This window comes from Flavobacterium hungaricum (assembly GCF_015182285.1).
Taxonomy (GTDB): Bacteria; Bacteroidota; Bacteroidia; order Flavobacteriales; family Flavobacteriaceae; genus Flavobacterium; species Flavobacterium hungaricum.
The window spans coordinates 1,042,545-1,056,287 of record NZ_PRDM01000001.1 but is presented as its reverse complement, the minus strand read 5'-3'; the positions used below and the strand labels follow the sequence as shown (position 1 = coordinate 1,056,287).

General features: G+C 35.7%; 11 protein-coding genes. 4 read left to right on the top strand and 7 right to left on the bottom strand.

The features are described 5' to 3' along the window. Positions 1 to 188: 188 nt before the first annotated feature. A complete protein-coding gene (gene galA, locus C4F50_RS04570; protein WP_193845236.1) occupies positions 189 to 3,005 on the bottom strand; it encodes a beta-galactosidase GalA in 2,817 nt (938 codons plus the stop codon). Between the two features lie 211 nt (positions 3,006 to 3,216). Between galA and C4F50_RS04565 the strand changes: the two genes are divergently transcribed. Further along, entirely contained in the window at positions 3,217 to 3,597 is a 381-nt protein-coding gene (locus C4F50_RS04565) for a hypothetical protein (RefSeq protein WP_193845235.1), read from the top strand. A 199-nt stretch (positions 3,598 to 3,796) separates the two neighbouring features. Here the strand turns inward: C4F50_RS04565 and C4F50_RS04560 are convergent, their stop codons facing one another. Together C4F50_RS04560 and C4F50_RS04555 are read right to left on the bottom strand one after the other, a co-directional pair. Further along, the gene (locus tag C4F50_RS04560) at positions 3,797 to 4,888 is read right to left on the bottom strand and encodes a hypothetical protein (RefSeq protein WP_193845234.1); all 1,092 of its coding nucleotides are present in this window, start codon (positions 4,886 to 4,888) and stop codon (positions 3,797 to 3,799) included. A gap of 28 nt (positions 4,889 to 4,916) precedes the next feature. Next, positions 4,917 to 5,411: a TlpA family protein disulfide reductase gene (locus C4F50_RS04555; RefSeq protein ID WP_193845233.1), complete on the bottom strand. Its 495-nt coding sequence runs from the start codon at positions 5,409 to 5,411 to the stop codon at positions 4,917 to 4,919. A gap of 315 nt (positions 5,412 to 5,726) precedes the next feature. Between C4F50_RS04555 and C4F50_RS04550 the strand changes: the two genes are divergently transcribed. The 3 genes from C4F50_RS04550 (at position 5,727) to tyrS (ending at position 8,604) form a co-directional block, all read left to right on the top strand. Further along, positions 5,727 to 6,029 (top strand): ArsR/SmtB family transcription factor, encoded by a 303-nt coding sequence (locus C4F50_RS04550; protein ID WP_193845232.1) that lies wholly within the window; start codon positions 5,727 to 5,729, stop codon positions 6,027 to 6,029. 6 nt (positions 6,030 to 6,035) lie between these two features. Then, complete coding sequence (locus C4F50_RS04545) at positions 6,036 to 7,142, top strand: NADH:flavin oxidoreductase (protein WP_193845231.1); 1,107 nt, start codon at positions 6,036 to 6,038, stop codon at positions 7,140 to 7,142. A gap of 256 nt (positions 7,143 to 7,398) precedes the next feature. Next, the gene (gene tyrS, locus C4F50_RS04540; protein ID WP_193845230.1) at positions 7,399 to 8,604 is read left to right on the top strand and encodes a tyrosine--tRNA ligase; all 1,206 of its coding nucleotides are present in this window, start codon (positions 7,399 to 7,401) and stop codon (positions 8,602 to 8,604) included. Positions 8,605 to 8,648: 44 nt separating this feature from the next. Here tyrS and C4F50_RS04535 read toward each other — a convergent pair whose 3' ends face one another. The 4 genes from C4F50_RS04535 to C4F50_RS04520 all read right to left on the bottom strand — a co-directional run bounded on the left by C4F50_RS04535 (position 8,649) and on the right by C4F50_RS04520 (position 13,589). Then, the gene (locus C4F50_RS04535; protein WP_193845229.1) at positions 8,649 to 9,170 is read right to left on the bottom strand and encodes a hypothetical protein; all 522 of its coding nucleotides are present in this window, start codon (positions 9,168 to 9,170) and stop codon (positions 8,649 to 8,651) included. A gap of 111 nt (positions 9,171 to 9,281) precedes the next feature. Beyond that, positions 9,282 to 10,427 (bottom strand): acyltransferase family protein, encoded by a 1,146-nt coding sequence (locus tag C4F50_RS04530; RefSeq protein ID WP_193845228.1) that lies wholly within the window; start codon positions 10,425 to 10,427, stop codon positions 9,282 to 9,284. Between the two features lie 148 nt (positions 10,428 to 10,575). Further along, positions 10,576 to 11,223: a DUF1349 domain-containing protein gene (locus C4F50_RS04525; RefSeq protein WP_193845227.1), complete on the bottom strand. Its 648-nt coding sequence runs from the start codon at positions 11,221 to 11,223 to the stop codon at positions 10,576 to 10,578. A gap of 149 nt (positions 11,224 to 11,372) precedes the next feature. Then, the gene (locus C4F50_RS04520) at positions 11,373 to 13,589 is read right to left on the bottom strand and encodes a glycoside hydrolase family 3 C-terminal domain-containing protein (RefSeq protein WP_193845226.1); all 2,217 of its coding nucleotides are present in this window, start codon (positions 13,587 to 13,589) and stop codon (positions 11,373 to 11,375) included. Positions 13,590 to 13,743 lie beyond the last annotated feature (154 nt).

Below are 13,743 nucleotides of genomic sequence, written 5' to 3'. Positions count from 1 at the left end.
CAGGTTTGAAGTTTCAGGTTTCAGGTTTGAAGTTTCAAGTTTCAAGTTTTGGGATTTAACCGCAAAGTGCGCAAAGGTTTTTTATTTTGTTAAAGTTAAATAGGGTCGCAAAGTCGCTAAGACGCAAAGTTTTTCTGCTTTTTTTGTCATTTCGGCGAAGGAGAAATGACAAACTAGAACTTTAAAAACTACTTCACAACAATTACCGCATTCTTTACTCCTTTCGCGGAAGCGGTTACAACAACTTCTTTTGCATTATCATCCTTTTGAATAATAATCTGCGCATAACCATTAAAAAGTTTTCGTTTCCACGATTCGGCTGGTGTAATTACCTGAATGATTCCAGGATCTGTGTTCATGACATCCCAATCTTTTACTTTCTGAAGAGGTGTTGCAATGATATAAATGGAATTATCTCCCTGCTTTAAAATTTTAGCCTCTAAAATATATTTCTGAGCATCTTCTGAACTTGGATTTACTTTATTTCCATTAATATAAACTTCGGTTGTGACTCCTATTTTTTTATAAAAGAAATTCACTTGATTTTGATCTGAAACCGATTTTAATTGAAAATTTCCTTTGTAAATATAAGAAGGTGCTTGTTTTTTATAATCACGGTCTTTAAAAGCTGTAATCCATTCGTTTTCATTGTAATTTAATTGTAAAGAAAGATCGGCTGTTTTTCCTTTTTGCTCTTGTAAATTGGTAATCGAAACCAATTCTAAATCATCAATAAACTGATCATTTTCTAAAGAAGTCGGATTTCCGTTTCCAACACCTAGAATTTTACCGCCTTTTATGTCAAATGTAATTTCATTGTCTGCTGTCGGAACATGAAGTCCTTTTTTATCGGTAACTTCCACGGTAATAACACTTACTTTTGAATTGGGCTGATTTTCTTTATCCAAAGATAATTTTATGCTTTCAGGATTTCCAGTTGTTTTTTTCGTCTCTACTAAAACTTTTTTACCGTTTTTAAAACCAATTGCTTCCAAGGTTCCAGCCTCGTATTTTACTTTCCATTCTAAATGTCCGTTTTGCTCCATTTTCTTTTTACCCAAACTTTTTTTGTTTAGAAAAAGTTCTACTTCCTCACAATTAGAATACGCCCAGACCTCTATTTCTTTGCCTTCCATTCCACTCCAGTTCCAATGCGGCAGCAAGTGTAAAACGGGTTCTTTTCCCCACCAGGATTTCAGGTAAAAAACATTGTCTTTCGGGAAACCGCATACATCCATCATACCAAAATAGGAAGTTACAGAAGGCCAGCCGTAGGGAGTTGGTTCACCGCGGTAATCAAAACCTGTCCAGATAAACATTCCAGCCAAATAAGGTCTTTCGGCGTAGAATTTCCAGCCTTCTTCAATGCTGTAAAAACTTGGGCGCGGTTTTTTATCATAAGCACTTTGATAGTGTTTGGCATCATCTGTAAAATAAATGCCTCTGGTTGCAAAAGTCGAACCTTCTTCTGTACCCATTCCAGGCTGGTTTTTAAACTGATTTCTGTGCGCATCGATATCGCCGTTTCCGAGATAATTATATCCCATAATTTCTACTACAGACGAAATCCCGCTTTTAAATCCGCTGCTGATTCCTACTGTAACAGGTCTTGTATTGTCTATGCTTTTCGCAAATTTCTGCATCACATTCGTAATTCTTTCTCCTGTAATACCGCCTTCAATCTGCCATTCTTCATTACCCACAGACCAGCAGAAAATACTCGGATGATTGCGGTCACGTTCGATCATCTGCTGTAAATCGTTCAAATGATATTTGTTAATTCCCATTAAACGGGTTTCGTCAATAACCAGCATTCCGAGTTTATCGCAGGCATCCAGCAATTCTGGCGTTGGCGGATGATGCGAACAGCGGTAAGCGTTGGATCCCATTTCTTTGAGTTTTTGAATTCTGTAATACTGCAATTCATCTGGCAATGCGGTTCCAATTCCGGCGTGATCCTGATGATTGTTGGTTCCTTTTAATTTTACCGGTTTTCCATTAAGGAAAAAACCATTTTCGGCATTGAACTCAATTGTTCTAATTCCGAAAAAAGTTTCATAACGGTCAATTACTTTACCATCTTGTTGTATTTGAGTGACCAAACGATATAAATTCGGCGAATCAAGATCCCATAAAAGCGGTTTTTTGACATATAATTTGGAACTGTAATTTGATTTTTGATAAAACTCCGGAGCCAAAACATTTTCAGATCCAAAAGCAACCTGTTTATTATCAGCATCAAAAATAGTTTGGATAATTGCTATAGCTCCTTTAAAATCTCCTTTATTCTCGATCGTGACCACAGCCGTGACATCGGCGTCATTGTTTTTCAGTTCAGAAGTAACGTAAGTCCCATTTGTCTGAACATGAATCGGATTTGTTTTCTGCAGATAAACATGTCTGTAAATTCCCGCGCCTTCATAAAACCAGCCTTCTTCCATCGAAGCGTCTACACGAACGACGATTGTATTTTCTCCACCATAATTTACATAAGCTGTAACATCATATTCGACCCCATTATAGCCGCTTTCGTGCGTTCCTAAATAAAATCCGTTAAAAAATACTTTTGAATTTCTAAAAATACCATCAAACTTTAGTGAAATAATGCGTCCAAGATCTTCATTATCAATCGTTATTTTTTTTCGGTACCAGCCAATGCTTTTTTCCGTATAGTTTTTTCCTGCAGCTTTAAATCCGTGGCTGAAACTTGCGCTTTCGCTAAAAGGCTGTTCGACTGCCCAATCGTGCGGCAAATCTAATTTTCGCCAAGCACGGTCGTCAAAATCTTTTGCTGCAGGTCCGTCTCCAAAACCTGTTTTGGTTAAATAAGAAAAATAACCTTCGGCATGACCGAAATCTTTTTTAGTATCATATAAATGCCCGAATGAAAACCGCCAGTCTTTATCAATTGAAATCAGTTCTCGGTTTGATTTATTTTGGGCTCCAGCCGTAATACAAATTAAAAAGAGAATGCAAAAGAATAATTTCTTAAATGTGGTTTTCATAGCGTGTGGTTGTTAGTAAAATCAAAGAATGCTAAAATTAGAGTTTTTGCATTTGCTACAGTAATAGTATTTTATCAAAATGTGATAATCCCTTTAAAATAATACTTTTAAAATGGTTTTCTAAATTTAGAATGAATCTAACGACATAACATTCTAAAATAATTTTCTTTTGACGTAATTTTATACTTAAATTCTAAAAAGCAATTACCTTATGAGTACTATTATGAACGAAAATAGACTCCAAAGTACTTTTAAAACCCTTGATCATAAGATAAATAAACTTAATGATCAGAAAATTTATGCTTTTTTTGAATCTTTAGGATTATTAGAAAGAACAGATGTTCCGAAAGACTTTTTGAACTGGGAAAACATACTTATTGTTGTTCCGAATCGACATGTGTCTCACGAACTGAAATACTATAAATACACGATTTCAAGGATTTCGTTTTTAACGAATCCGTATGCAGATCAAATTCATATTTATGATCTTAAAGATTGGAAAAATGCATCGGGAAACAAAACTCAGTTTCAGATTAGAGAAATGTTGAAAACAAGTTTTGGGGGTGTTAAAAAAGTTACGAGGGAGTCTTAAATTTAGAAAAATCCAAAAGAAAAAAATCCAAAATCCAATTGAAACTATGGTTTTCAATTGGATTTTTTTTTTGCCAAGAAGCATTAAAACGTGATGATTATATCAATTGCCCTCTACTTTAACTGAGGGCAATTGATATAGAGATCGCTATTTATTTTGATTTTAAAACGGAATAAAGAATCTCGAATTTCTCCTTTGACTATTTCATTCGCTGTAACTCTGTCACGCCGCCAATTGCTGCCATGGCTTCAAAAACTTCATCTTGATTTTCCTTATCTGTCCAGCCTTTTGCAGCCAGCTCTTTTCTTACTTCATTTTCAGATTTTCCTTTTACAATGTGGTAAAAAGAAAAATCAATGACCTCAACTGGAATTTTTTCAATTTGATAAGCCATTACAATCGAAGAAACTCTTGCCACCGCAATATAATAAGTTAAAACCAATTGAACTACCCAGCTTAATACCAGCCCAATCCATCCGGTATTTATTTTTTTGATAAATAATCCTTCTGAAAATATAATTTGAAGAAATTCATAAAAACTTAGACCACTTATATCATTTTCATTTAAGACAATTAAATATTGAAAATACTGATTCGAGCTGTAAACTATAAAAACCATTGCTATTATGACGTACTGAATTTTCTTTAAGTCTACAAAATTGGCAATCTGAATTAAAAATTTTAATGAATAGGCAATCGCTAATCCTGCCAATACCTCAAAAACTCCAATAATGTAAATCACATGTATCGAAACTTCTGCAACTATAAGCCCCAGCAGCAAAGCAATAAGGGCACCGCCTAAAACCAAAATTGGAAATTGTTTCTTTTTAACTAAAGTCGGCGCAGGCAGATGTTCCGGAATACTATAATCGTCCCAATTATTTTTCTTTTCAATCTCAGCTTCTAATTCGTTTAAAGCCTCTTTATCAAACTCTTTTTCAGTTTCTTTAAACGCATAAATAAATAATTTTACTCTTTTAGAATTGCGGCCTATATCCCAAATTTCGTTTCCTAAAGATTCGCTTTTTACCTCTACATTTCCATGATCAAAAGTAATCGTTATGGCTTCTGTCCATTTATCAATACCAAAACTAGTTTCATTTCTTTTTGCTTCTATAGAATTTTCGTTTTTATATGTCAAATGCCAGCCCAATTTTAAAACTGCCTTTTCTGCAAGCGCAATAAAAAGTGTTTTACTCAAAGAAGTACGAAACTGTTCTTTGTATTTTGGCATTCCGAAACTATGTTTTTTTTGAATTGTTTTTTCGTAACTTTTAAACTGTTCTTCCATTATCTATTAGTTGGTTTTTATTGGGCTTTTATTTTGACTCCAGCAACGATTTTATCTTATCCTCTAGAGCTTTTCCGTGAATATTTTTTGCCACAATAATTCCGTTTTTATCTACTAAAAAGTTTAACGGAACAGATTGCAGCAAATAAGCTCCTACAACCGGTGACTGCCAGTATTTTAAGTCACTTACATTGATCCAAGGTAATTTTCCTTTTGCTATTGCAGCGGTCCAAAGCGCTTTTTTAGTATCCATAGAAACGCTGTAAATCGATAATTTGTCAGGATAAGCATTGTGAAGTTTTAGTAATAAAGGCTGTTCTTTTATGCAGGGTCCGCACCAAGAAGCCCAAAAGTCAACCAAAACCAATGATCCTCTTAAAGACGACAACACTTGATTTTCTCCTTTTGTATCCGGAAGATCAATTTCTGGTGCGATATCGCCAATGTCTGTTCCTACAACTTGTGCGTTGGTTAGTAATAAATTGAAGAATGTGAAGGTTAATACTAGGTAGATTTTTTTCATAGTTTGATTACGTTTATTTGTTTGGGGATCATTTTTTTCTATCTCGCAAAGCCGCAAAAGCGCAAAGTTTTTTTTTCTTAACCCTATAAGTAATAGAAGTTCATTTTAGACCTGCTTACATTATTTTCTATTACTTATATGGTTTAATTCCCTCTGTGTCTCTGCGCCTTCGCAAGATTAAATTTAAAAACAAATATAAATTTTTCTTTAGTTAAATCTCTGTGCGATTAAAACTTTCTCCTGCTCCAATCATAAAATTATCACAAAAGCATATCGGGAAATTGGTATATCGGGAAAAGTCGATATATTTGCGGCATGGAAACGATAGAAATTTTTAAAGCATTATCTAATAAATCGAGATTGCAAATGCTGGAATGGCTAAAAGAACCCGAAATTAATTTTCCGGATCAATTGCAGCATGCCGGATTTGAGCATGGTGTCTGCGTTGGGCAGATTCAGGCAAAGGCTGGTTTAACACAATCTACAGTATCCGAATACCTGTCTATTTTACAGCGCGCGGGCTTTATCGAAGCCAAACGTGTTGGACAATGGACTTATTATAAACGCAACGAAGGTGCCTTTGAAGCACTCAGTAACTTAATTCAATCTAATTTGTAAATTACTATGAGTACAAACAACCTGTTTTCTCCATTTAACTTAAAGACGTTAAATCTGAAAAACCGAATCGTAATGGCGCCAATGACGCGCTCATTTTCTCCAAACGGAAATCCAACGGATACAGTAGCCGCTTACTACCAAAAAAGAGCTGCAGGCGAAGTTGGTTTAATATTATCTGAAGGAACTGTTATCGACAGACCTTCATCATCAAACGATGCTAATGTACCTCATTTTTATGGCGATGAAGCTTTAAAAGGATGGCAAAAAGTAATAAATGAAGTTCATGCCGCGGGCGGCCAAATGGGACCGCAGATCTGGCATATGGGAATTATGGACAACCATCATTCGGGATGGGTGCCGCCAGTTCCGTTTGAAGGACCGTCTGGATTAAACCGTCCTGATTTTAGAAATGGGGTTTCGATGACCGAAAAAGATATTGAAGATACTATCCTTGCTTTTGGTAAAGCCGCAGCCGATGCTAAAAGATTAGGTTTTGATACTATCGAAATTCACGGGGCACACGGTTATTTAATTGACCAATTCTTTAATCCTCAAACCAATTTGCGTGAAGATATTTACGGAGGAAAAACTTTGCCGGAACGCAATCGTTTTGCAATAGAAGTAATAAAAGAAATTAGAAAACAAGTAGGGAATGATTTTGCAGTTATAATGCGTTTTTCTCAATTTAAACCTTCTGATTATAATTATAAACTGGCTAAAAATCCTGCAGAATTAGAGGCTTGGCTTACTCCTCTTGTTGATGCTGGTGTTGACATTATACACGCTTCGCAGCGCCGTTTTTGGGAACCAGAATTTGAAGGTTCTGATCTGAACTTTGCAGGATGGGCAAAAAAAGTTACGGGAGCGCCTACAATTACCGTGGGTTCTGTTGGTTTGTCCGGCGATTTCTTTGGTGCTTTTGCCGGAGAGAGCTCTGAGCCAACTTCTCTTGAAGAATTAAACAGACGTTTTGACAGAGGCGATTTTGATTTAGTTGCTGTGGGAAGACCTCTTTTATCTGATCCGAATTGGGTGGCTAAAATCAAAGCTGGAAAAACGGATCAATTAAAAGGTTTTAGTAAAGAAGCTTTAGCAGAATTGGTTTTAGAATAAGACCAAAACATTTCGTACGTATTATTTTTATCCATTGCATACAATAAATTAATTAAAATTTTATCTTTGCAGTCTTATGAAATTCTTGAACAGCATATTACGCCTTCCATTTTTCAGCACTTATTATCACAAAGTAATATTTGCTCGGATTGGCTATGCTTATAATTCAACGTATTTACTTTCGTAAAATAACAGATAAAAATTATATAACCTTAAAGCCCGGGCATTTTGTCCGGGCTTTTTTTATTTAAACAAAATGGAAACAATTCAAAGATTAAAAGAAAATGTCGAAATCTTTCTTCCTGAAAATGGTTTGGAAGAAAAACTAAATCAGGCAGCAAAAGAAAACAGAAAATTAGTAATCAAACTGGGTTTTGATCCCACGGCGCCAGACTTACATTTGGGACACGCTGTGGTATTGAAAAAACTGAAAGAGTTTCAGGATTTAGGACATCAAATTGTAATTGTCGTGGGAAGTTTTACAGCAAGAATCGGAGATCCGACGGGAAAAAACAAAAGCCGAAAACCATTAAGTGCTGAAGAAGTGCAGCATAATGCGGCAACGTACATTTCGCAGTTATCCAAAATTATTGATGTAGAAAAAGCTAAAATAGTTTTCAACTCTGAATGGCTGGATGCGCTTTCTTTTTCTGAAGTAATTCAGATTATGTCGAATGTTACTGTTGCGCAGCTAATGCATCGTAATGATTTTAATAAGCGTTTTACAGAGAATTCACCAATAGGGATGCATGAGCTGGCTTACCCAATTTTGCAGGGTTTTGATTCGGTTAAAATCAATGCAGATATCGAAATGGGCGGTACAGACCAATTGTTTAACTGCACAATGGGAAGGCAGTTACAGGAAAATTTTAAAATGTCTCCACAGATTGTAATGTGCATGCCATTGCTGAAAGGTCTGGACGGCAAAGAAAAGATGAGTAAATCTTTAAATAATACGATTGGTCTTATAGATGAACCTAACGAAATGTTTGGTAAAACAATGTCGATTCCTGATAGTCTGATTTTGGAGTTTTTAGAATTGGCAGCTTCTTTTTCTTTAGATGAAAAACAAAATCTAAAAGAACGATTAGAACAGAATGAAAACCCAATGAATATTAAGAAACTCATTGCAAAAAATATCATTACACAATACCATTCTATTGAAAAAGCAACAGAAGCAGAAGCTTTTTTTGTAAATCAATTTCAGAGTAAAAATGCGGCATCAAAATCTTTTTTACCCGTTTTAATCAGTTCATTAGAGGTAAAAACTGATACCATCACTTTGATTGAATTGTGTACGCAGATCAAAAAAGAAATCAGCAAATCGGCTAACCGCAGATTGATCGAAAGCGGCGCAGTTCAAATCAACATGATAAAAATTGCAGATCCAAATGAAGCAGTTGAAATTAAAGCCAATACTAAAATCAAAATTGGAAAAAGAGATTTTTACGAATTGCAGTAATGCATTAAAAAAGGGATGAAAAATACTTTCATCCTTTTTGCTGTTTAAAAATCGTCGTCGTCATCGTTATCATCATCGTCGCCAAACTCTAAAAATTCGTTGAGATTAAACGGAATATCTTCGTCTGGATCTTTGTCGTGGGCATTTACTCCCGGCGGATTAAACAATCCCCAGCTGTCTTTAATGTAATTCCATTGATCAAATCCTGCCACCCAATCTACAAACAAGAGACGAAATTCTTCAATGGTATTGCGCAGTAGCTCGATATAATCTTTGTCGCGAATTCCCTCTGCAAAACGAAGGCTTCCGGCTTGTACGTATAATTCTCTTGCTGCCTTTCGGATTATGGCTGCGTTTTCCATTCTAAGATCATACAAATCACCGCCTTCTGCGCCAGCAATTTTAACTGGGATCAACATAGCATTTTCTGCCATGAATTTTACAACGGTTTCTTGTAAAAACTCATCTTCTAACGGAACAATCTGTATAAGTCCTTGTGTAAGCTGAAAAATTTGTTCTGCCTTTTGATAAATAGGCATATTATGGATTTCTTCTAATGGAGACATTTTGTAATATTTTAAAACAATATAAATTTAAATTAAAAAAGGGATGAAATACAGAAATTTCATCCCTTTTAACAATTTGCAACTAACAAAAATTACAAACTCTAAAAAAAATTATAAAGCCGACGCTGGTTTTTGCTTTTGAAATTTATTCTGAAGCCAATTGCGTACAGGTTCATCATACAATTTTAAACATAAATATGCCAAAACAATACTGGCAAATAAAACTCCCAGTCCTGTTTTGTAACCGTCAGCCAAAGAAACTTTATTATCGACAACCCAGGCAGTATACCAATAAATAAGCGGGTAATGTGTGATGTAAATTGGGTAAGAAATATCTCCAAAAAGCTTACATACTTTTAATGAAAACGCATTTTTGATTTCGCCTCCGGCTCCGATCGCAACAATTAAAGGAAAAACTAAAATAATGGCAAAAGATTCGTAAAGACCATTCATCCATAAGCTGTTTTCGTCTCCAATTCTCGGAATGGCTAAAACAATCGTAATCAACAAACTGCAAATCCAAAATGCGCCTTTGATGTGAATTAATTTTCCTAAGCGAGACAATAATACTCCCGCAAAAAACGGATACAAAAGACGTGTAAAACCAACGTTCATTTGTTCCAGATTTAAAGACCACCCTCCTATTACATCTCCTTTTGGGCCAAAAACTGTATAATTAATTAATAATCCTGCAAAGATTAAAACAAAGACTGTCATGACTTTATTAGAGAATCTTCTAAAAAGCACTGCATAAAGTATATTGGCAATATATTCGAAGAAAAGCGACCAAGCCGGGCCATTTAGCGGATGCATTTCGCCCCAGCCTCTAATTTCTAACGAAGGCGGAATCGGTAATAATGTAAAACCCACAATCATCGTGAGAATAACTTTCCAAACCGGCATTCCTGCAATCATCGGAAACAAAATGTCTGAAGCCTGAAGATAATAAAATATCGCTCCGATAATCATTCCCATGATTACCATAGGCTGTAAACGTATTAATCTTCGCTTGTAAAAATCCCATTGTCCCATTCTGCCCCAGCGGTCGTCGTAGGCATAAGCCACGACAAAACCAGACAAAAGAAAAAAGAAATCAACCGCAAGATATCCGTGGTTAATGATTTGCACAAAGCGGTTCCCGCCGCCGTGGGCTTCAAAAATATGAAAAGCGACCACTAAAATAGCAGCAACGCCGCGAAGACCATCGAGAATTTCGTAATGTTTTTTGGGTTTAATGTCTGATGCTATCGAACTCATAATATTTTTGATTATAAAAAGTTAGTTTTTTCTGGTTAAGATATTTTAAACGTAAAGTTTTTTCGCAAAGATCGCAAAGCTTTCAGTAAAAACCATATTATTTACGAATCTAATTCGCTAATTATTTAATTATCTAATTTACTACTTGCTATTGATGATTTTTAAGCCATTCTGATCTTCTTTGATCTGGTAAATGTTTTACCGTGAAGTTTTCAAATTTAGCTTCAAAACCTTTTCCGTCTGGCGAAGCGGCCATTAACCCAACCATTACAGGCGCATTGTCTTGCAAGGGGGCATTTCTGGTCATGATGTAGTTTTTATCATCAAAAGAATAAAATACTTCGACCGCATCTAATCTTCTTACGACTTTAATCCAGATAAAAGGCGGTGCTTTTTCTAGAGTTGTGACACTCCAATCGCTTTTATCGTGTGTTACTACGGTACTGATATTAAATTTTCCGTCTACAAATTCAACTCCTGTTTTAATATAGTTTTTCTCGTCAATGCGGATCATTAATCCCATTTGGTCAAAACGAGCGATGTAATTTCCGGTCAATTTTACTTTTGCTTCAAATTCGCCTCCATAATTGGCATAGTAAAATGGCGCATCATCTACTGTAAAACCATAGTGCGAAATACGCCAGTAATCACTATTGGCGGTAACATTCATTATTAAAGCATTGTTTTTGATTTCCCATTTTTCAGGTTCATTAAACCACTGCATTTTATTGAGGCTCTGCGCCGAAGTATTTTGTGCTAAAAAAAGCATCATAATACCAAGTAGAATTCTTTTCATAAGATTTATATTTTATAATATTTTTTTTTGAAACAACTTTTAGCTGTATTTTTCACCATTAAGAGATTAAGTCAATTTAGCTTAAAAATAAAGCCGCAACTTTTACCATTGCAGCTTTACCAACCAACCAAGTTTAGAAATAATAAAAACTATTTAAGTGAAAAATTCACTTTAGATTTTATATCTGCTGCCGAAGCTCCTATTAAAGCTTCAAAATCTCCAGGTTCTGCAACCCAGTCGTGTTTTTTATCGTCGAAGAAACTTAAAGCAGTTTTGTCGATTGTAATGCTTACTGTTTTTTCTTCTCCCGCTTTTAGCGAAACTTTCTCAAATCCTTTTAATTCTTTAATCGGACGAGGTAAAGAAGATTTTAAATCTGTAATATACAATTGCACAACTTCTGATCCTTCTCTGCTTCCTGTATTTTTAACGCTTACCGAAAAAGTGATTTTGTCTCCAGCGTTCATTTGTTTTTTATCAGCGGTTACTTTTCCGTAAGCAAAGGTGGTGTAGCTTAATCCGTGACCAAAAGAAAATAGTGGTTTGATTTTTTGTTTGTCTGTCCAGCGGTATCCGACAAAAATTCCTTCGTTATATTTTACCTCATCGCCGCCTGGGAATTCGCCTAAAGCGTGCGCCCCATTATCTGCTAACTTAACAGGGAAAGTGAATGATAATTTCCCAGAAGGATTTACATCTCCCACCAAAACATTTGCTAAAGCATTTCCCGCTTCTGTTCCTAAAAACCATCCTTGTACAATTCCCGGAACTTCTTTGATCCAAGGCATTGCTACTGCATTTCCAGAAATATTTACAAAAACGATGTTTTTATTTACTTTAGCCAATTCGCTTATTAATTTGTCCTGACCATAAGGCAATTCTAAATGTTTACGATCGTGTCCTTCATCATCCTGATTTTCACTCTTGTTCAAACCTCCAATAAAAAGAACGATATCCGCATCTTTAGCAATTTTTAAAGCTTCTGCAGTTAGTGCTGCCTGAGGACGTTTTTCTTCTAAACTTACTTTGGCAACAACTCCGTTATAATTACTTGTCGGATCTCCAACATAACCTCTTGCGTATACAATTTCAGCTTGATTTCCGATTCTTTTCTTTAAACCTTCAAGCGGTGTAATTTCATATCTTGCTTTAAGCGAAGAACTTCCGCCGCCAACGGTCATCATTTTAATGGCATTTTCTCCAATTACGGCAATCTTTTTAGTCTTAGAAAGATTAATTGGCAGAATATTGTTGGTGTTTTGAAGTAACACAATTCCTTCTTCAGCAATTTTACGGCCCGCGTCTGCGTGTTCTTGTGTGCCAAAAGATCCAAAAGGTCTGTTTCTGTCCATAGTAGTCAAAAAAGACAAACGCAGAATACGTCTCACTTTTTCGTCCAATTCTTTTGTTCCTACTTCGCCTCTTTTAATCATGGCTTCGTAAGGTTTTGCTAAATAGTAGTTATCGTAAGCATTGCTGGTCCCCCAAGAAAGTCCGTTGGTCCAAGAACCAAACTCCATATCCAAACCATTGTGGATCGCTTGTTTGGTATCATTTACGCCTCCCCAATCCGAAACTACAACTCCTTTAAAGCCCCATTCACCGCGAAGGATATCGTTTAATAAATATTCGTTGTGGCAGCATTGCTGTCCTTTATATTTGTTGTAAGATCCCATAATTGACCAGACATCACCTTCTTGAACTGCCGCTTTAAAAGCCGGAAGATAAATCTCGTATAATGCACGATCATCTACAATCACGTTTACTGAGTTACGATTGGTTTCCTGATTATTTAAGGCAAAGTGTTTTACGCAGGCAGCAACACCATTGGACTGAACACCTTTAATATAAGGAACCACCATTTTTGAAGCCAAAAAAGGGTCTTCTCCCATATATTCAAAGTTACGTCCGTTAAGCGGACTTCTGTAAATATTGACTCCCGGTCCTAATAATACGTTTTTGTTACGGTAACGTGCTTCTTCTCCAATAGATTTACCATATAAAGAAGCCAATTCTTTGTTCCATGTTGAAGAAAGTGCTGTAAGAGCCGGAAATGCAATACAAGAATCGTTTGTCCATCCTGCCTGATCCCATTCGTCCCATTTTACTTCAGTACGAATTCCGTGAGGCCCATCGGTCATCCAGTTTTCTGGAATCCCAAGACGTTTTACACCTGGAGAACTAAATTTAGACTGCGCATGGATCATGGCAATTTTCTCTTCGGTCGTCATTCGCGAAAGCGCATCTTCTACTCTTTCACTAATCGGCTTTTTATCATCTAGATAAACTGGAACTTTGTTTTGAGCTCCTGCGCCCAACGAAGTCAGTAAAAGTAAAACAACAATTGTTTTAACGTTTTTAAACATAACAGTATTTATTAAGCATTATAATTTACCAAAAAAGTACTAGTGGTCAAAAGTACCTTTAATCATAATGTAAAACTAAAACGTTATAGTACACGTTAGAATTTTAAACGTAAAAAAGTAGTAGTTTAAAAAATTAAAAAACTGACAATCAATT

Bases quoted from the DNA above. Each gene is read 5' to 3' on its own strand.
- galA (WP_193845236.1), bottom strand. From the start codon at position 3,005: ATGAAAACCACATTTAAGAAATTATTCTTTTGCATTCTCTTTTTAATT.
- C4F50_RS04565 (WP_193845235.1), top strand. From the start codon at position 3,217: ATGAGTACTATTATGAACGAAAATAGACTCCAAAGTACTTTTAAAACC.
- C4F50_RS04560 (WP_193845234.1), bottom strand. From the start codon at position 4,888: ATGGAAGAACAGTTTAAAAGTTACGAAAAAACAATTCAAAAAAAACAT.
- C4F50_RS04555 (WP_193845233.1), bottom strand. From the start codon at position 5,411: ATGAAAAAAATCTACCTAGTATTAACCTTCACATTCTTCAATTTATTA.
- C4F50_RS04550 (WP_193845232.1), top strand. From the start codon at position 5,727: ATGGAAACGATAGAAATTTTTAAAGCATTATCTAATAAATCGAGATTG.
- C4F50_RS04545 (WP_193845231.1), top strand. From the start codon at position 6,036: ATGAGTACAAACAACCTGTTTTCTCCATTTAACTTAAAGACGTTAAAT.
- tyrS (WP_193845230.1), top strand. From the start codon at position 7,399: ATGGAAACAATTCAAAGATTAAAAGAAAATGTCGAAATCTTTCTTCCT.
- C4F50_RS04535 (WP_193845229.1), bottom strand. From the start codon at position 9,170: ATGTCTCCATTAGAAGAAATCCATAATATGCCTATTTATCAAAAGGCA.
- C4F50_RS04530 (WP_193845228.1), bottom strand. From the start codon at position 10,427: ATGAGTTCGATAGCATCAGACATTAAACCCAAAAAACATTACGAAATT.
- C4F50_RS04525 (WP_193845227.1), bottom strand. From the start codon at position 11,223: ATGAAAAGAATTCTACTTGGTATTATGATGCTTTTTTTAGCACAAAAT.
- C4F50_RS04520 (WP_193845226.1), bottom strand. From the start codon at position 13,589: ATGTTTAAAAACGTTAAAACAATTGTTGTTTTACTTTTACTGACTTCG.